This is a genomic window from Streptomyces sp. NPDC005899 (genome assembly GCF_040629645.1).
Classification (GTDB): Bacteria; Actinomycetota; Actinomycetes; order Streptomycetales; family Streptomycetaceae; genus Streptomyces.
In genome coordinates, this window is record NZ_JBEXWB010000020.1 from 15,214 (window position 1) to 32,802 (window position 17,589).

The 17,589-nt window shown below is 72.9% G+C and carries 14 protein-coding genes; 3 read left to right on the plus strand and 11 right to left on the minus strand.

The annotated features are described in order from the left end of the window. The first annotated feature begins 74 nt into the window (after nt 1–74). Nucleotides 75–2,090, plus strand: coding sequence for a DNA helicase RecQ (gene recQ / locus ABZ371_RS04870; RefSeq protein WP_358673493.1), 2,016 nt, complete (start codon nt 75–77; stop codon nt 2,088–2,090). A gap of 31 nt (nt 2,091–2,121) precedes the next feature. Here recQ and ABZ371_RS04875 read toward each other — a convergent pair whose 3' ends face one another. From ABZ371_RS04875 to ABZ371_RS04925, 11 genes are all read right to left on the minus strand, one after another. Then, nucleotides 2,122–2,781, minus strand: a complete 660-nt coding sequence (locus ABZ371_RS04875; RefSeq protein ID WP_358673496.1) for a Uma2 family endonuclease — start codon at nt 2,779–2,781, stop codon at nt 2,122–2,124. 32 nt (nt 2,782–2,813) lie between these two features. After that, entirely contained in the window at nt 2,814–5,534 is a 2,721-nt protein-coding gene (locus ABZ371_RS04880) for a fumarate reductase/succinate dehydrogenase flavoprotein subunit (protein WP_358673499.1), read from the minus strand. A gap of 11 nt (nt 5,535–5,545) precedes the next feature. Further along, the gene (locus tag ABZ371_RS04885; protein WP_358673502.1) at nt 5,546–6,292 is read right to left on the minus strand and encodes an ABC transporter ATP-binding protein; all 747 of its coding nucleotides are present in this window, start codon (nt 6,290–6,292) and stop codon (nt 5,546–5,548) included. Beyond that, entirely contained in the window at nt 6,289–7,155 is an 867-nt protein-coding gene (locus ABZ371_RS04890) for an ABC transporter permease (protein ID WP_358673505.1), read from the minus strand. The genes ABZ371_RS04885 and ABZ371_RS04890 overlap by 4 nt, the downstream gene beginning before the upstream one ends. After that, nucleotides 7,152–8,522, minus strand: coding sequence for an ABC transporter substrate-binding protein (locus tag ABZ371_RS04895; protein WP_358673508.1), 1,371 nt, complete (start codon nt 8,520–8,522; stop codon nt 7,152–7,154). Before ABZ371_RS04895 ends, ABZ371_RS04890 begins: the two co-directional genes overlap by 4 nt. 15 nt (nt 8,523–8,537) lie before the next feature. Then, complete coding sequence (locus ABZ371_RS04900; RefSeq protein ID WP_358673511.1) at nt 8,538–8,765, minus strand: ferredoxin family protein; 228 nt, start codon at nt 8,763–8,765, stop codon at nt 8,538–8,540. Nucleotides 8,766–8,801: 36 nt separating this feature from the next. Next, nucleotides 8,802–9,572: a GntR family transcriptional regulator gene (locus tag ABZ371_RS04905; RefSeq protein ID WP_358673514.1), complete on the minus strand. Its 771-nt coding sequence runs from the start codon at nt 9,570–9,572 to the stop codon at nt 8,802–8,804. 155 nt (nt 9,573–9,727) lie between these two features. After that, nucleotides 9,728–9,916, minus strand: coding sequence for a hypothetical protein (locus tag ABZ371_RS04910; RefSeq protein WP_358673517.1), 189 nt, complete (start codon nt 9,914–9,916; stop codon nt 9,728–9,730). Then, a complete protein-coding gene (fahA, locus tag ABZ371_RS04915) occupies nt 9,913–11,142 on the minus strand; it encodes a fumarylacetoacetase (RefSeq protein WP_358673519.1) in 1,230 nt (409 codons plus the stop codon). Before fahA ends, ABZ371_RS04910 begins: the two co-directional genes overlap by 4 nt. A 126-nt stretch (nt 11,143–11,268) precedes the next feature. Next, a complete protein-coding gene (locus ABZ371_RS04920) occupies nt 11,269–13,263 on the minus strand; it encodes a CocE/NonD family hydrolase (RefSeq protein ID WP_358673522.1) in 1,995 nt (664 codons plus the stop codon). A gap of 9 nt (nt 13,264–13,272) precedes the next feature. Next, entirely contained in the window at nt 13,273–14,772 is a 1,500-nt protein-coding gene (locus ABZ371_RS04925) for a peptide MFS transporter (protein WP_358673525.1), read from the minus strand. 156 nt (nt 14,773–14,928) lie between these two features. Here ABZ371_RS04925 and ABZ371_RS04930 point away from each other — a divergent pair, with 156 nt between their 5' ends. Next, on the plus strand, nt 14,929–15,939 hold the full coding sequence (locus ABZ371_RS04930) for a polyprenyl synthetase family protein (RefSeq protein ID WP_358673528.1): 1,011 nt from the start codon (nt 14,929–14,931) through the stop codon (nt 15,937–15,939). Nucleotides 15,940–16,156: 217 nt separating this feature from the next. After that, nucleotides 16,157–17,389: a DUF2092 domain-containing protein gene (locus ABZ371_RS04935; RefSeq protein ID WP_358673531.1), complete on the plus strand. Its 1,233-nt coding sequence runs from the start codon at nt 16,157–16,159 to the stop codon at nt 17,387–17,389. The last annotated feature ends 200 nt before the right edge of the window (nt 17,390–17,589 follow it).

Below are 17,589 nucleotides of genomic sequence, written 5' to 3' on the forward strand. Positions count from 1 at the left end.
AGCCCGTCCGGCGTTGTCGTACGCGGCGCCTATGGTTGCCGGTGACGGGTGAAGACGGACGGACGGGCGCGACCATGAGTGTGACGACCGAGAGCGCTGCGCAGCAGACGCTGCACCGGGTGTTCGGGTACGAGGCGTTCCGCGGCGAGCAGGGCGCGGTCATCGACCACGTGGTGGCCGGCGGCGACGCCGTCGTGCTCATGCCCACCGGCGGCGGCAAGTCCCTCTGCTACCAGATCCCCGCCCTGGTCAGGCCGGGCACGGGCGTGGTGATCTCCCCGCTGATCGCGCTCATGCAGGACCAGGTGGACGCCCTGCGGGCGCTCGGCGTCCGCGCCGGCTTCATGAACTCCACGCAGGACTTCGACGAGCGCCGCTCGATGGAGGCCCAGTTCGTCGCCGGTGAGCTCGACGTGCTGTATCTGGCCCCCGAGCGCCTGCGCCTCGACTCCACCCTCGCGCTGCTGGCCCGCGGCGAGATCTCCGTCTTCGCCATCGACGAGGCGCACTGCGTCGCCCAGTGGGGCCACGACTTCCGCCCCGACTACCTGGCCCTGTCCGTGCTGGGTGAGCGCTGGCCCGACGTCCCGCGCATCGCGCTGACGGCCACGGCCACCGAGGCCACGCACGAGGAGATCACCCGGCGCCTCGGCATGCCCGAGGCCCGGCACTTCGTGGCCGGCTTCGACCGGCCCAACATCCAGTACCGCGTCGTGCCGAAGTCCGACCCGAAGAAGCAGCTGCTGACCTTCCTGAAGGAGGAGCACGCGGGGGACGCCGGCATCGTCTACTGCCTCTCGCGCAACTCCACGGAGAAGACCGCCGAGTACCTCTCCCGCAACGGCATCGAGGCCGTGCCCTACCACGCGGGCCTGGACGCCGGGACGCGCGCGCTGCACCAGTCGCGCTTCCTCCGTGAGGAGGGCCTGGTCGTCGTCGCGACCATCGCCTTCGGCATGGGCATCGACAAGCCGGACGTCCGCTTCGTCGCCCACCTCGACCTGCCCAAGTCCGTCGAGGGCTACTACCAGGAGACGGGCCGCGCGGGCCGTGACGGCGCCCCCTCCACGGCGTGGATGGCGTACGGCCTCCAGGACGTCGTCCAGCAGCGCAAGCTGATCCAGGGCGGCGAGGGCGACGAGGCGTTCCGGCGCCGGGCCGCCTCGCACCTGGACTCGATGCTGGCGCTCTGCGAGACGGTGGAGTGCCGCCGCGCCCAGCTCCTGAGGTACTTCGGCCAGGAGCCCGGCGCCGAGAGCTGCGGCAACTGCGACACCTGCCTGACCCCGCCGGAGACCTGGGACGGCACGGTGGTCGCCCAGAAGCTGCTGTCCGCCGTCGTCCGGCTGAAGCGGGAGCGGAACCAGAAGTTCGGCGCCGGCCAGATCATTGACATCCTGCTGGGCCGGAAGACCGCGAAGACCATCCAGTTCGACCACGACCAGCTCTCGGTCTTCGGGATCGGCGAGGAGCTGTCCGAGGCGGAGTGGCGGGGCGTGGTGCGCCAGCTGCTGGCGCAGGGGCTGCTGGCCGTCGAGGGGGAGTACGGCACGCTGGTGCTCACCGAGGAGAGCGGTTCGGTCCTCGGCCGGGAGCGTGAGGTGCTGCTCCGCAAGGAGGCGAAGGTGCCGACGACCCGCTCCTCGGGCCGTGGCGAGCGCAAGGCCAAGTCCGCCGCCGCGGTGGCCGACCTGCCGGCCCAGGCCGTCCCGGTCTTCGAGGCGCTGCGCGCCTGGCGGGGCGCCCAGGCCAAGGAGCTGGGCCTCCCGGCCTACGTGATCTTCCACGACGCGACGCTGCGCGAGATCGCCGCACTGCGGCCCGCGTCGCTGGCGGAGCTGGGCGGGGTCAGCGGTCTGGGCGAGAAGAAGCTGGCGACGTACGGCGAGGGAGTGCTGGAGGTGCTGGCGGGGCTGGGAGACACGGGCCCGTCCGCGGTCGCGGCCGCCGCGCCGGGGACCTCCGCGCCGGAGGCCTCGCCGTCGCCCGCACCGGCCCCGGCGCCCGAGCCTGCGCCGGTGACCCGGTCCGCCGCCCAGGCCCCGGACCCCGAGTTCGGCTGGGACGAGGAGCCCCCGGAGTTCGACTGACCCTCGGGCGGGCCGGCCGACGCGGCCGGCGCTACTCCGTGTGCGCCCGGCGTCGGGAGACGATCGCGGTCAGGTCGAGATCGACGGCGAAGGGCGTGGACACCTTCATCCGGTCGTGGAAGATCCCGGTCGAGGTGTAGGCGCCGGTGGCGGGTTCCAGCTCGAAGACGTGGACGACCGCCCGGCCGTCCTGGTTCTCCACGCGCCGGTAGTGCGGGATCCGCGCCCGCGCGTACTTCACGGGTTTGGTCTCCCGGTCACGGGTGACGGACTCGTCGGAGACGACCTCGACCGCGAGCAGCACACTGCTCGCGGGGAACCGTGTCTGCCGCAGACTCTCGACCGCGTCCGCGCGGACGACGACGACGTCAAGTTCCGGCCGGTTCTGGAAGTCGACGTCGATGGTGAACTCGCGAAAGACGTCCAGGTCGAGCGGTGCGAGTGACTGCAACTGCCACTTCAGGTAGTCGATCGCACGCTCATGGAACACGGCCCGCGGACTCACGAGAACCAGGCTCCCGTCGATCAGCTCCGTGTGCGGAGGCAGATTCGGGAGTGTGTCCAGGCCGTCGGCGGTCCAGCCGCCCACGGGCGGGACCGCCCACCGCGGCTCGGGGGCCTCGGGTTCGATGCTCGTCAGTGCTCCCGTACGAAGGAGTCTCGCGGGTCCGTCCAGCGTATCCGCCGGCATCCCGATCAAGCCCAGCCGTACGTGCGCACGACTCACGCGTCGTTGACCACCGCGCCCCTCGCCGCGTACGCGCGCACGTCCGCGTCCGGGTCCGTGAGCACGCCCGAAAGGGCCTCCCGGGCCGCTTCGTGGGACGTGTGCCGGAGGAGCGCCAGGACCGCCGCCTTGCGGACGTCGGCGTTCGGGTCACCCAGCGCCCGGGCCAGCGGGCCGACCGCCGAGGCCGGATCGGCCGAGGAGAGCGCCGTCGCCGCCCCCGCCCGGACCTGCCACGCCGGATCGGAGAGGGCCGTGACCGCCGTGGCCGCGTACCCGGGCGGGCACCCCGTCGCCGCCAGCGCGCCCAGGGCCGCCGCCCGCACCAGCGGGTCCGGGTCCGACAGGAGAGGGGCCAGCGGCTCCGGGCCGGGGGAGCGCGTGGCCGCCAGGCCCTTCGCGACGGCCACCCGGACCTCCCGGGACGGGTCGGCGGCGGCCCCGGCCAGCAGACCGGTCGCGTCCACCGAGACCAGGGCGCTCACCGTGTGGATGCGTACGTCGATGTCGGAGTCGCCCAGCGTGCCCGCGAACAGCTCCGCGTCGCCCAGCCGCAGCGCCCGCAGGGTGTCCAGCGCCGTGGACCGTACGACGGGGTCCTCCGAGCCCAGCGCCGCCACCAGCGGCTCGCGCAGGGCCGGCACGGCCGGCAGTACCTCGACCAGCTCCCGCAGGGAGGCGGCCGCCGCCGCCCGCACCGAGGGAGCGGAGTCCGCGAGCGTGGCGGCCAGCGCGGGCCCCGCGCCCTCCGGCGTCGACTCGGTGAGCGCGGCCACGGCGGCCCGCCGGACCGCCGGGTCGGAGTCGGCCAGGTACGGCGCGAGGTCCGCGAGCACCGGTTGCTCCTCGGCCAGCGCGAGGAGTTCGAGGATGCGCGGCGAAGGGCCGGCCGGCGCGGAGGTGCGGGCCCCGGCGCGCGGGGGCGCCGTGGAACCGGAGGGAGCGGACTCCCGTGCCCCGGCGGTCGCGACCTGCTCGGCAGCGACCTCGCCGAGCTCCCTGGAGGGCCCGCCGACGGGGTCGAACCCCTCCACCGGCACGAGGTAGGGCGCCACCGGCCGGGCCGTGAACTCCATCGCCCCCGAAGCGGACTTGCGCAGGTCCAGGTGGTGGAACCAGTCCGTGTCGTCGCGCCCCGGATGGTCCGTGCGCTCGTGGTACAGGCCCCAGCGGGACTCCGTCCGGGCCAGCGAGGAGCGCGCCGCCATCTCCGCGCAGTCCCGGATGAAGCTCACCTCCGCGCACCGCATCAGCTCGTGCGGGGTCGTCGCCCCCATCTCCGCGATGTCCGTGCGCATCCGCTCGAAGGACTCCAGCGCCAGTGACAGGCGGGCCCCCGACTTGGGCGGTGCCACGTAGTCGTTCACGAACCGGCGCAGCTTGTACTCGACCTGCGGCTGCGGCGGGCCCTGCGGGTTGCGCAGCGGCCGGTAGACCAACTCGTGGGCCTCGCGCAGCTGGTCGGCGGGCAGCTCGCCCTCGTAGGCCGTGTACTGCGAGGCGTCGGCGCCCGCGAGGTCTCCGTAGACGAAGGCGCCGATCATGTAGTTGTGCGGGACGCAGGCCAGGTCCCCGGCCGCGTACAGGCGCGGCACCGTCGTGCGGGCCTGGTCGTCGACGCGGACCCCCGAGGCCGAGTGCCCGCCGCACAGGCCGATCTCGGAGATGTGCATCTCGATGTCGTGGGTGCGGTAGTCATGGCCCCGGTTCGCGTGGAACGTGCCCCGGGTGGGCCGTTCCGTGGTGTGCAGGATGCCCTCCAGGGCGCTGACGGACTCCTCGGGCAGATGGCTCAGCTTCAGGTACACCGGCCCCCGGTCCGAGGCGACCTCCGCCGCGAACTCCGCCATCATCTGCCCCGACCAGTAGTCGGAGTCGACGAACCGCTCGCCGTGCCGGTTCACCTGGTAGCCGCCGAAGGGGTTGGCCACGTAGGCGCAGGCGGGCCCGTTGTAGTCCTTGATCAGCGGGTTGATCTGGAAGCACTCGATGCCGGTCAGCTCCGCGCCCGCGTGGTAGGCCATGGCATAGCCGTCGCCCGCGTTGGTCGGGTTCTCGTACGTCCCGTAGAGGTACCCGGACGCGGGCAGGCCGAGCCGCCCGCACGGGCCGGTGGCGAGGACGACCGCTCCCGCGCGCACGGTCACGAACGCGCCGGTGCGGGTGTTGAAGGCCGCCGCGCCGATCGCCCGGCCGTCGTCACCCGTGAGGATCCGGACCGGCATGACCCGGTTCTCGATCCGGATCCTCTCCCGCATCTCCCGGCGCCGGAGCTGCCGGTAGAGGACCTTCTTGACGTCCTTGCCCTCGGGCATCGGCAACACGTACGAGCCGGAGCGGTGCACCTGCCGGACGGCGTACTCCCCGTGCTCGTCCTTCTCGAACTTCACCCCGTACGACTCCAGCCGCCGCACCATCCCGTATCCGCGCACCGCGGTCCGGCGGATAGTGGACTGGTCGACGATGCCGTCGTTGGCCCGGGTGATCTCGGCGACGTAGTCGTCGGGTTCGGCGCGGCCGGGGATCACCGCGTTGTTCACGCCGTCCATGCCCATGGCGAGGGCCCCCGAGTGCCGGACGTGGGCCTTCTCCAGGAGCAGGACGGAGGCGCCGTGCTCGGCGGCGGTGAGCGCGGCCATCGTGCCGGCGGTGCCGCCCCCCACGACCAGTACGTCGCAGGAGAGTTCCTCGGCGTCGGCGAGGGAGGGGATCTGCACGGTCGGGCCTTTCAGTGGGCGGAGGTGAGTGAGGCGAGGACCTCGCGGCGCAGCGCGACGGTCGCCGGGTCGGAGTGCGCGGCGCGCTCCCGGGGGCGCGGCACGGCCAGGACGCGGCCGGACGGGAGCAGTGCGACACGGTCGCCGAGGAACAGCGCCTCGTCGACGTCGTGCGTGACGAAGACGACGGTGGCGCCCGTGCCCCGCAGGACGTCGACGAGCAGGTGCTGCATCCCGGCACGGGTCTGGGCGTCCAGCGCCCCGAAGGGCTCGTCCATCAGGACCGCGCGGGGCTCGGCCGCCAGGGCGCGGGCCAGCTGGACGCGCTGGCGCTGGCCGCCGGAGATCCGGTGGGGGAGGCTCGCGCCGTGGCCGGCCAGGCCCACCCCGGCGAGCCAGTCCTCGGCGCGCCTGCGCCGCTCCGCCCGCGCCACACCCCGGACGGCCAGGGGCAGTTCGACGTTGGCGCGCACCGTGCGCCACGGCAGCAGGGCGTCGTCCTGGAAGACGAGGGCGCGCTCGGCGCTGGGCGCGGTGATCACCTCTCCGTCCTGGGTGACCTGGCCGCCGAGGGCGGGCAGCAGTCCGGCCAGGGTCCGCAGCAGTGTCGACTTCCCGCAGCCGGAGGGGCCGAGGACGGCCAGGATCTCGCCGGGCACGACGTCGAGGTCGACGCCGTGCAGCACCGGGGCCCCGGCCCGCCCGAGCACGGCGCCCCGCAGGGTCAGCCGGACGCCGGGGGCTGTGGTCGTGGTCATGGGTGGACCCCTTCCTTCACTCGGGGGACCGGCGCCGCCGCCGGCAGGACGTCCCGGTCCCGGTGCCGTGCGGGGGACGCCGGGCGGCCGCCCTCCGTGCGCGGGAGCCACCGCGTGAGCCGCCGGCCCAGGACCTCAACCGCCGTCGAGGTGACCCACCCGAGCACGCCGATCGTGGCCATGCCGACGAACACCCCCGGATAGTCGACGACCGTGTAGTCCTGCCAGGTGCGGTAGCCCACCCCGTACTCGCCGGAGATCATCTCGGCGGAGATCACACAGATCCACGACACCCCGATGCCGACGGAGAGCCCGCCGAGGATGCCGGGGAGCGCGCCGGGCAGCACGACGGAGCCGAGGATCCGCCACCGCCCGCCGCCCATGGTCAGCACCGCCTCCTCCCAGACCGGGGTGAGCGCCCGCACCGCGTGCCGGGTGGACACCATGACCGGGAAGAACGCCGCGGTGCAGGTGATGAAGACGATGCCCTGCTCGTTGGTGGGGAAGAGCAGGATGGCCACGGGCACCAGCGCGATCGCCGGTACGGGGCGTACCACCTCCAGGACGGGGCCCAGCAGGTCCGAGGCGATCCGGGACCGGGCGACGGCCGTGCCGACCGAGATGCCGAGCACGCCGGCCAGCGCGAAGCCGGTGAGGATCCGGGTCAGGCTGTCGGTGAGGTCCTGCCAGTAGGCGTCGGTGCCGAGACGGTCACCGAAGGCGCGGGCCACCTCGGTGACCGTGGGGAACTGCTCGAAACGGAGCCACAGATCGACGTCGTAGGAGGTCAGCAGCTGCCAGAGGCCGAGTGCCGCCACCAGCGACAGGACCCGCCGCACGGCCGACCGGTGCCGGGCGCTCATGAGGCGCGGGCCAGGTCGAGCGCCGTGCGGTAGGGGACGACGCGGGCGCCCGGATGCGCGGCGGTGTCCCGGCGGGCCGCGGCGGGGGTGACGTAGGGCCTGAGCTCCGTCCCGTCGGCCACCCAGACGGCCCGGTCCGCGAACCACAGGGTGCCGGTGCCCGCGTCGGGGACGTACGCGGCGCGGACGCGGCCCTCGTGCCGGGCGGCGTACCGCAGGACCTCCGCGGGGGTGGCGAACGCCGACGTGGTGTCCTCGCCCTTCAGCCAGACCTCGCCGCCGCGCGCGGGGGGCGGCCCGGCGGCCCGCGCCTTCGCGTAGGCGGAGCCGTACACCCGCTTCACGTACGTCTCGTCGACGAAGGAGTCGACGTCCACGTCGCCGACGAGTTTCGCCGAGCGCAGCACGGGGACGTCCTTCTTCAGCGCGGCCACCAGGGCCGGCTTCACCGTCGTGTCGAACGTGGCGATGCCCTGGGCGCCGTTGTACAGGTGCACGACCTCGGCCGGCAGGCCCGTCGCCTTCGCCACCGACTCGGAGGCCGCCACCGGGTTCTTCCGCAGGTACTCCGTCGCCCGGCCCTGGGCCCGGAGGAAGTCCTCCAGCACGGCGGGCCGCTTCTTCGCGAAGTCCTCGACGACGGTGACCCCGTGGAAGGTCGGGAGATTCAGCTCGGCCCCGTCGTAGAGGGCCTTCGCCCTGCCCTGGAAGGCCAGCAGACCCGGCCACGCCACGAACTGCGACAGGGCGTCGGCGCTTTCGGCCTGGAGCGCCGAGGCCCCCACCGCCGGCTGCTGGTTGAGCTTGCGGATGTCCTTCTCCGGGTCGAGCCCCGCCTGCTGGAGCGCACGGACGAGTGTCCCGTCGGCGGCCGAACCGACGCTGGTGGAGACCTTCTTGCCGCGCAGGTCCCGCAAGGACCCGACGGACGATCGGGGGCCGGTCACCACGGTGTTGAGGCCGCCGCGCAGGTTGTAGCCGGTGACCGAGACCAGCTTCGTCGGGCGGTTCAGCTGCTTGCCCCGGGCGGCGTTGATCAGCAGCGGGAAGTCGCCCATCGAACCGATGTCGATCTTGCCCGCGGTCATCTGCGCGGTGATCGGCGCACCGGTGGCGTAGTCCTGCCACTTCACCGCGTACGTGACACCGTCCCGCTCGCCGCGGGCCCGCAGCGCGTCCTCGAAGTAGCCGAGCGAACGCAGGAGCGTCCCCGCCGTGACGGTGTTGATGGTCCTGGACTGGTAGCCGACGGTCACCGTGACCGTGTCGCCGTCACCCGCGCCCGCCTCGCCGCCGCAGCCCGCCGTGAGCGGGACGAGCAGGAGGGGGGCCAGCAGGGCACCGGCGCGGATTGCCGTGCGTCGCATGGGAGGAGGGGCCTTTCACCGCAGGAGATAGGGCATGTTGACCGTGACCGCGTCGGTGGGACACCGGGCCGCGCACGGGCCGCAGTACCAGCACTCGTCGACGTGCATGAACGCCTTGCCGCTCTCCGGGTGGATGGCCAGGGAGTCGAGGGGGCACATGTCGACGCAGAGGGTGCAGCCGTCGATGCACTTGGACTCGTCGATGGTCACGGGCACGTCGGCCCGCTGGGGCGCCAGAGGCATGGCGGTCTCCAGGGAAGAGGGGGGCTGGCGGGGAGGTCAGTCGGATCTGTGCAGCAGGGCGTTCATGCTGATGCGGTCGCCGCGGAAGCGGATGAACTCCAGGTCCACGGGCCGCCCGTCACAGAGGTGGGTGAGCCGTTCCAGCATCAGGACGGCGGAGCCGGGCGGTGTCTCCAGGACGGCGGCGGAGTGCGCGTCGGCGTTGACCGCCTCCAGCGTGATGTCGGCGGTGCCGAGCGGCCGGCCCGTCAGGGACTCCAGGAGGCGGAAGACGTCGGTGTTCTCCAGGTCGCAGCCGACGAGCCCCGCCCCGATGTCCATGGGGATGTACGTGAGGTCGAGGGAGAGCGGCAGCCCGTTCAGCAGCCGGCGCCGCTCGATGTAGAGCACGTCGCCGTGCTCCTCGACGCCGAGCCGCCGCGCCACGGGCACCGGCGCGGGTACGGGGCCCACGGTGCGGACCTCGTTGGTGACCCGGCCGTGTTCGCGGAGCGTCTCGGCCAGGCCCTGGAGCCGGTCGAGGCGATGCGGGTACTTCTCGCTGACCACGACGGTGCCGACACCCGGCTGCCGCTCCACGAGACCCTCGGCCCGCAGCAGGTCGAGGGCCTGGCGGACGGTGTTGCGCGAGACGCGGTAGTCACTGCCGATGGTGTCCTCGGAGGGCAGGACCCCGCCCGGCAGACCACCCGTGCGCACCTGGTGGCGCAGCAGGTCGGCCAGCTGCCGGGCATGGTCCGCGCGCAGCCGGCGCCGACGGGCGGCGGCGACGGGCACGGTGTGCTCACGGGTGCGTTCGACTGGCATGCGCCGGACCATACCGACGGGGTCCGCGCAATGGTGTTGCCGCAGTGTTGCGCCACCTGAAGGTCTCCGGCACACGGCCGTGACCTGCTGTTTCCGCCTCCGTGGGCGAGGATCCGCCACCCGGCTGCCCACGCCTCGGACACGCGGGGGCCCGCTCAGCCGCCGGCCCCGCCCCCGTCCCCGCCGCCCCCGCCTCCGTCGGCCGACGCGGCCTTGTCCTGGCGCACGTCGCGGTGGACGGCCCACGCGGCCCGCTCCGTGCGGACCAGGGAGCGTGCCGCCGCACGCGTGCGGCGGCCGCCCCGCCGCAACTCCTCGGGAAGGGTGAGCTCCTGCAGGGTCACCGAGGGGCCGTGATGCGCCCGGTGACGTCACCGAGCCCGACCCGGGTGCCGTGGGGGCCGGGCGCCCACGCGGTCAGGGTCACCGTGTCCCCGTCCTCGAGGAAGGTGCGCTTCCCCTCCGGCAGATCCAGCGGATCACGGCCGTTCCACGTCAGTTCCAGCAGCGAACCGCGCTGTCCCGGCTCCGCCCCGCTGACCGTCCCGGACCCGTACAGGTCGCCGGTCCGCAGCGAGGCGCCGTTCACCGTCATGTGGGCCAGCTGCTGGGCGGCCGTCCAGTACATGGAGGCGAACGGCGGCTCCGAGACGGTCTGCCCGTTGATCTCCACCGAGATCCGGATGTCGAAGCCCCCGGGCTCCTCGTCGTGCGCGTCGTCCAGGTAGGGGAGCAGCTCGGCGTCCCGGGCGGGGGGCGCCGTGCGCGCCGCGTCCAGGGCCTCCAACGGGGTCACCCACGCGGACACGGAGGTGGCGAAGGACTTGCCGAGGAAGGGGCCGAGCGGCACGTACTCCCAGGCCTGGATGTCCCGGGCCGACCAGTCGTTGAGGAGCGAGAGCCCGAAGACGTGCTCGCGGAAGTCGCCGAGCGGCACGGGTGAGCCCTGCCGCGAGGGGACCCCGACGACGAAGCCGACCTCGGCCTCGATGTCCAGCTTGACCGACGGGCCGAAGACCGGGGCGGGATCGGTGGGCGCCTTCCGCTGTCCGCAGGGGCGCACCACGTCCGTACCGGAGACGACGACCGTGCCGGCCCGCCCGTGGTAACCGATGGGCAGGTGCTTCCAGTTGGGGGTGAGCGCGGCGCCGTCGGGGCGGAAGATCCTGCCGACGTTGGTGGCGTGGTGCTCGCTGGCGTAGAAGTCGACGTAGTCCGCGACCTCGTACGGCAGGTGCAGGGTCACCGCGTCCACGGGGTGCAGGAGGGGCTCCACGTCCGGCCGGTGGGCCGGCACGGTCACCCAGGCCGTGAGCGCCCGCCGGACGTCCCGCCAGGCGGTGCGCCCCGCTGCCAGGAGCGGCGTCAGGCTGGGCTGGGCCAGCAGCCGGGCGTACGGCGAACCCAGCGCGTGGGCGGCCGCGCCGGCGTCCAGGACGTGCCCGCCGATGCGGACGCCGACCCTGCGGTCGTGCGGGTGTCCGGGGGTGGAGAACACGCCGTACGGAAGGTTGTGCGGACCGAAGGGGTCGCCCTCGGCCAGATCGAGCGGGCTGCTCTGCTCGGGCATCTGTCGCTGCCTCGCTTTCCAGGTCGCTTGGGGGACACGTTACGTCGGCCGAACGGGTCGCCGGCAGGGCCGCAACCAGCCGCTACGCCCGGAAAGTTATGCCGTGTTCCCGTATGGGCACCGGTGTCACCCCGCCGTGCGCGGGATCCGCTTCTCCCACGTCCGGTGGAAGACGATCTCACCGCCGTCCTTGCAGACGACCTCGTCGGACGTGATGAAGTCGTGCGCGTCCGCGGTGGTTTCGGAACGGGTCTCCACGCGCACGTCCCAGGACATCTCCGGCCGGTGCAGGCGGATCGTCCAGTCCGAGCGGGCCCTGGCCGACAGCGGGTCGTCCTCCCGGATCGTGTACGTCTCCACCGCGTCCTCGGTGAACTCGAGCCCGTCCGGGTAGACACGCGTGCCGCCGTAGCGGGGGTCGACCTCCAGACGCCACTCGCCCTTGGCGACGTCCCGGACCACCAGGCGCTCGGGGCGCTGTTCGTCGAGCGTGGCGGGGAAGACGACGTTGAGCGGCTCGGACTGCTCCGGTTCGCCGAAGGTGATCGCGGGGTCCTCCGTGTGGCGGCGCACCGGGAGTTCGACGAGGCTCCCGTCCGCCTGGAGCGTGAAGCCCTCCGAACCCGCCTGCGGCCAGATCCACGGCCAGTACGCGGACGAGACGGCCAGCCGGATGCGGTGGCCGGGCGGGAAGGTGTGCCCGATGCCGTTGAGTTCGAAGGTCACGTCCTCGGTCTCCCCGGCCGGCCAGTCGTCGGACCGGTCGCGTCCGTGGCGGGCCGAGAGGTTGAGGGAACCGCGGGTCACGAGGGTCGAGGCGCCGTCGGGGGAGACGTCGCAGAGGCGGGCGACGGCCTGTCCGCGCGGCACGTCCATACGGATGCGGAGCCGCACCCGGGGCCTGCCGAGGATCTCGATCGGCGCGTCCTGGACGGGGAACTCGAAGCACACCGACCTGGCGTCCTCGTCGCGCTGGTCCGGCGGCAGGTCGGCCTCGTTGCCGAAGGGGAAGAAGCGGCCGGCGTCCACTCCGGTCTGCTGGGGTGAGCGGACGGTCTGCGGCCCGCCCTGGAGGGCGTAGGCGACGACCGAGACGTTCGCCGACGGCCAGGAGGCGTCACCGACCCAGCGCCCGGGCAGCGTCTCGTACACCGTGGCCGGGCGGTGCGATCCGCTGATCCAGGACCGCAGCAGGGGCTCGTTCATCACCCCGGTGTCCTGGTCCTTGAGGTGCTGGTCCCACCAGCGCAGCGTCTCCTGGAGGAAGCCGATCGCGGGCCCTGGGGGCAGTCCGCGGTCCGGGTACTGGTGGGACCAGGGGCCGATCAGTCCGCGGACCTTCGCGGGGTCCAGGTGCTCGACGAGCCGAAGGACGGTGTCGCGGTAGGGGTCGTGCCAGCCGCCCACCGCCAGCACGCTCGCCTCGACAGCGCCGTAGTCCTCGCAGACGCTGCCGTGCTTCCAGTAGTCGTCACGCGTCTGGTGCGCCAGCCAGGTGTGGATGAACGGTTTCACCGCCTCCAGCCGGCCGAGCCACATGTCACGCCAGTCGTCGCCGACGTCCGCCGGGTCCGGGGGGCGGCAGACGAAGGCCAGCATGGTGGCGGCCCAGGCGTGCATGTCGACACCGAGGACGGAGCCGCCCATGTAGTGGACGTCGTTGTCGTAGCGGTCGTCGGCCGAGCAGACGGTGACGACGGCCTTCAGCGGCTCCGGCGCGAGCGCGGCGATCTGCAGGGAGTTGAAACCGCCCCAGGAGATGCCGAACATGCCGACCCGGCCCGAGCACCAGTCCTGCTCCGCCAGCCAGTGCACGACGGCGACGCCGTCGGCCAGCTCGGTCGCGTCGTACTCGTCACCGGGCAGGCCCTCGCTGTTGCCGTGCCCGCGCACGTCCACCCGTACGGAGGCGTAGCCGTGGCCCGCGTACCAGGGGTGGCGCTGCCAGTCGCGGGGAGCCGTCCAGTCGCTCAGCCGGTACGGGAGGTACTCCAGCAGGGCGGGCACCGGTTCCTCGGTGACCGGCCGCCAGATCCGGGCGTACAGCTGGGTGCCGTCCGCCAGCGGGATGTAGAGGTCCTCGCGGGTGGTCTCGTACGGGAAGTCGGTGCGGATCTGCATGGCGATACCTCAGTGGACGGGGTGCATGGTGCGCCTGAGCCAGGGAGCGGCGGCGACGACGGCCACACCGGCCACCACCGCGACAGCGCCATTGACACCGAAATAGGCGGGGTTGGAGACCTCGCCGTACAGCTTCACGATCTGTGCCTGGATGCCGTTGGCCAGGGCCAGGGACAGGAACCAGAGCGCCATCGTCTGGCTGGCGAACGCCCGGGGGGCGAGCTTGGTGGTGGCGGACATGCCGGAGGTCTCCAGCAGGACGTCGCCGAGACCGAGCAGCAGGTACGAGCCGACGATCCACCAGGCGGCCATCCGGTAGGTGTCGCCGGTGTGCCCGGAGGTCGGCAGGACCATCAGGAGGAAGGACAGGCCGCCGAGGATCACCCCGAACGCGATCTTGTTGGAGGCGTGCGGCTGGCGCGGACCCATCCGGGCCCACACGGCGGCCACGACGGGTGCCAGCGCGACCTCGAAGGCGCCGAGCGCGGAGGCGTACCAGCCCGCCGGGAAGTGGAAGCCGAAGACCTCCGTGCGGGCGTTCGTCGAGGCGAGCAGCATCATCGTCGAGTACGCCTGGAAGAGGATGAAGTTGAAGACGACGGACGCCAGGAACAGCACCACGTACGGACGCAGCCTGCCGCGCTCGTCCGCGGTCACCCGGGGGCTGCGGAACATCACCGTGAAGTACACGACGGGCGCGATCACGGAGACCAGCGTGAGGACGTCGACGAAGCGGTCCATCGTGAGCCATCCGGCCAGGGCGAGGGCGCTCGCCACCAGGGCGGCCGTGAGCAGTCCCGCGGCGCCCAGCAGCACGGCCCGGCGCATCGGGCCGGGCGCGAGGGCGTACTCCGCCGCGTGCTTCCGCCCGGCCAGGTGACGCCGGCCCGCCACGTACTGGACGAGTCCGAGCGTCATGCCGACCGCGGCGGCCGAGAACCCCCAGTGCCAGCTCGCGTGCTCTCCCAGCCAGCCGGTGACCAGCGGGCCGGCGAAGGCGCCGATGTTGATGCCCATGTAGTAGAGCGCGAACCCGGCGTCCCGGCGCGCGTCCTCGGTGCGGTAGAGCTTCCCCACCATCGAGGCGACGTTCGGCTTCAGCAGGCCCGTACCCGCGCTGATCAGGCCGAGGCCCACCCAGGTCGTCACGGCGGCCGGTACGGCCATCGCGTAGTGGCCGCAGGCGATGAGGACGCCGCCGTACAGGACGGCGCGGTAGGAGCCGAGGATCCGGTCGGCCAGCCAGCCGCCCGCGACGGAGACCAGGTAGACGAGGGTGCCGTAGGCCGCCGACACCGAGGCGGCGGTGCCCGGGTCCATGCCCAGCCCGCCGTCGGACACCCTGTCGGCGAAGAACAGCACCAGGATCGCCTGCATCCCGAGGAACGAGAAGCGCTCCCACACCTCCAGCCCCGACAGGGTCATCAGGCCCCGCGGCTGCCCGAAGAAGGCGTGATCGTCCTCGGGTGGTGGCTGATCCGGTTCGGTACCGGTCACGGTGTGGGACAAAGCGACAACTCCTGATCGTATGGGCTCATCCCGAACATACCGGCGGCGGCGGGAAGGCGCCCACGGTGATCCAAAGGCGACCGGATACGCTGGCTTGGGTGAAGACAGCGACACATCGACATTCCGTGTGATCGTCAGCAGACAGGAGACCCCCTCGTGACCGTCGTCGGGCCGTTCGGACTGCGCGTGCGGGACCAGGCTCTTGAGGCCGATGTCCAGGCCGGTTTGGCCGCTGTCGAGGCGGGGCTGCTGGACGCCACGAAAAGCGACGTCCCGTTCATCACGGAGGCGGCACAACACCTCGTCAGCGCGGGCGGCAAGCGGTTCCGTCCGCTCCTGGTGATGCTGGCGTCCCAGTTCGGGGACCCGGGCGCGCCGGGGATCGTGCCCGCCGCCGTGGTCGTCGAACTGACGCACCTGGCGACGCTGTACCACGACGACGTGATGGACGAGGCGGACGTGCGCCGCGGGGTGGACAGCGCGAACACCCGCTGGGGCAACTCCGTCGCCGTCCTGACGGGTGACTTCCTCTTCGCCCGGGCCTCCCACATCCTGGCCGACCTCGGCCCCGAGGCCGTACGCGTCCAGGCGGAGGCGTTCGAGCGCCTCGTCACCGGACAGATCCTGGAGACGGCGGGCCCGCGCGAAGGCTGCGACCCCGTCGACCACTACATGGACGTCCTGGGCGGCAAGACCGGCTCCCTGGTCGCCGTGTCCGGACGCTTCGGCGCCATGATGGCCGGGGCCGACGAGTCGGTCGTCGACATCCTCACCCAGTACGGCGAACGGCTCGGCATCGCCTTCCAGCTCGCCGACGACGTACTCGACATCGCCTCCGACTCGCACGAGTCCGGCAAGACACCCGGCACCGACCTGCGCGAGGGCATCCCCACGCTCCCGGTCCTCCACCTGCGCGCGCGGGCGGCGGCCGAGGGCAGGCCGGAGGACCTCGCGCTCGTGGAACTGCTGGACGGCGACCTCGGCGACGACGACCGGCTCGCCCGGGCCCTCGGCGGCCTGCGCGCCCACCCGGCGCTGGAGCAGGCGCGGCGGGACACCGTCCGCTACGCCCAGGAGGCGAGGGCCACCCTGGCGCCGCTGCCCGAGTGCTACGCGAAGGCCGCGCTCGAAGAGCTGTGCGACGCCGTGGTGCACCGCGCGGGCTGACCCCCGGCGCGCGCGGGCCGTCGCCCCCTAGGGGCTCCGCCCCCCTCGGAGTCATCCCGGAGAGGTAGCGACAGTTGCACCCGGGGGCTGACGCTTGTCGCCGCCCGATTTGGTCAGATGGAGGACAACCACTCCTGACCACATCGGGTGAGCAGGGCGGCGAGGGGTGGACGAGTGCAACGGGATGGCAGCCGCCGACCACGGAGGTAGGGCACACATGGCACCGAACGACAGCGCGGAGACCACCGGCGAGGCCACGAGCACTGTCGTGGGCCGCCGGAAGGCGGCACGCTACATCGTCCCCGTCGCGGTGGCGGGGGTGGCGGCGGCGACGATCGGGCTCGTCCCGGCACTGGCGAGCTCCGGCGACCCGGACCTGCCGGAGATCACCGCACAGCAGCTCGTCGAGAAGATCGCCGCGTCGGACGAGGAGCAGCTCTCCGGCACGCTGAAGATCAGCACCGACCTCGGCATCCCGTCCCTCGGCGGGCTCGCGGGCTCCTTCGTGCCGGGGGCGCAGGGCGGCGGCGGCGCGTCGAGCGCCGCCCCCGAGACGAAGCTGATGGAGCTCGCGTCCGGTACGCACACGCTCCGGGTGGCGGTCGACGGCCCCGACCGGCAGCGCCTCTCGATCCTCGGCGAGGGCTCCGAGTACAGCGTCGTCCACAACGGGGACGACGTCTGGGCCCACGACAGCGGGAGCAACCAGGTCTACCACGCGCGGTCCGAGGGGGCCGACGGGAAGGCCGGGAAGCACGCGGCACCCGAGGGCGTCCCGGCGACCCCCGGGGAACTGGCCGAGGAGGCCCTCGCGGCGGCCGGCGACACGACGTCGGTCACCGTCGACGGCACGGCGCAGGTGGCGGGCCGCGACGCCTACCAGCTGCTGATCAAGCCGAAGCAGTCCGGCTCGACGATCGGATCCGTCCGGATCGCGGTCGACGCCTCGACCGGCGTACCGCTGAAGTTCACCCTCGCTCCGAGCAGCGGTGGCAAGGCCGCGATCGACGCCGGGTTCACCAAGGTCGACTTCCGGAAGCCCGCCGCGTCCTCCTTCTCCTTCACCCCGCCCAAGGGGGCCGAGGTGACCGAGGCCGACGAGCTGTCGGCCGGTGCCGCGAAGAACGGGATGGACGAGAAGGCGCGGAAGGACGTCGCCGCCCTGGGGGAGGACTTCAAGGGCCTCGACGTCATCGGTGAGGGCTGGAACGCGGTCGCCGAGGTCGAACTGCCGGGCGGCGCGGGCCTCCCGGCCGAGGGCTCCGGCGACATGCCCGCCCAGGCGCAGCAGTTCCTGGACGCGCTCGGCGACAAGGTCACCGGCGACTTCGGCTCCGGCACGGTCTTCAGGACGCGCCTGGTCAACGCACTGATGACGGACGACGGCAAGGTCTACGTCGGAGCGGTCACCAAGGACGCCCTGGTGAAGGCGGCCGACGCCGCCGAGTAGGAGCGCCGCGTCCGGTGCCGGACCGTGCGCCGGAGGCCGCACGGGCAAGGCCGGGCAGGGACGGCGGCACGGACGGCGGGTGCGGGAAGAGGCCCGCACCCGCCGTCACCGTCCGGGCCGTGACCCCCGGGGCGCGTACGCGTGAGCGCCCCGGGGGTTTCCCGTGTCCGGGTGCCGGTGGCGGGGCTCCGGCGTCCGGC

Excerpts from the sequence above, each read along its gene's own strand:
- recQ (WP_358673493.1), top strand. The coding sequence starts at position 75 with ATGAGTGTGACGACCGAGAGCGCTGCGCAGCAGACGCTGCACCGGGTG.
- ABZ371_RS04875 (WP_358673496.1), bottom strand. The coding sequence starts at position 2,781 with ATGCCGGCGGATACGCTGGACGGACCCGCGAGACTCCTTCGTACGGGA.
- ABZ371_RS04885 (WP_358673502.1), bottom strand. The coding sequence starts at position 6,292 with ATGACCACGACCACAGCCCCCGGCGTCCGGCTGACCCTGCGGGGCGCC.
- ABZ371_RS04890 (WP_358673505.1), bottom strand. The coding sequence starts at position 7,155 with ATGAGCGCCCGGCACCGGTCGGCCGTGCGGCGGGTCCTGTCGCTGGTG.
- ABZ371_RS04895 (WP_358673508.1), bottom strand. The coding sequence starts at position 8,522 with ATGCGACGCACGGCAATCCGCGCCGGTGCCCTGCTGGCCCCCCTCCTG.
- ABZ371_RS04900 (WP_358673511.1), bottom strand. The coding sequence starts at position 8,765 with ATGCCTCTGGCGCCCCAGCGGGCCGACGTGCCCGTGACCATCGACGAG.
- ABZ371_RS04905 (WP_358673514.1), bottom strand. The coding sequence starts at position 9,572 with ATGCCAGTCGAACGCACCCGTGAGCACACCGTGCCCGTCGCCGCCGCC.
- fahA (WP_358673519.1), bottom strand. The coding sequence starts at position 11,142 with ATGCCCGAGCAGAGCAGCCCGCTCGATCTGGCCGAGGGCGACCCCTTC.
- ABZ371_RS04920 (WP_358673522.1), bottom strand. The coding sequence starts at position 13,263 with ATGCAGATCCGCACCGACTTCCCGTACGAGACCACCCGCGAGGACCTC.
- ABZ371_RS04935 (WP_358673531.1), top strand. The coding sequence starts at position 16,157 with ATGGCACCGAACGACAGCGCGGAGACCACCGGCGAGGCCACGAGCACT.